The following is a 260-nucleotide window of genomic DNA, read 5'->3' as shown; positions in this document are numbered from 1 at the left end:
AAGAGGATCTCGATTCAGTCCTGGCCAGCAAGGTTTACGGAACGATATGGCTTGACCGGTATACAGACAGAGAACCTCTGGACTTTTTTGTTATGTTTTCATCTATCAGCGCAATAATCGGGAATGCCGGACAAACTGATTATGCTTATGCAAACCGGTTTATGGATTACTTTGCGGAAATGAGAGCGGCGGAAAATAAACCTGGAAAAACAGTCTCGATTAATTGGCCTTTATGGAAAGAAGGCGGTATGCAAATTGAC

General features: G+C 43.1%; 1 protein-coding gene. It reads left to right on the top strand.

What is annotated here, in order from left to right:
* The coding region (locus SB658_RS25095) for a ketoreductase domain-containing protein (protein WP_410603128.1) at window positions 1-260 on the top strand (260 nt) is incomplete at both ends.

This window comes from Bacillus sp. SIMBA_008, assembly GCF_046535495.1.
GTDB classification, from domain to species: Bacteria; Bacillota; Bacilli; order Bacillales; family Bacillaceae; genus Bacillus; species Bacillus subtilis.
The sequence above is the reverse complement of the archived record's forward strand: the minus strand, read 5'-3'. Positions and strand labels throughout refer to the sequence as shown.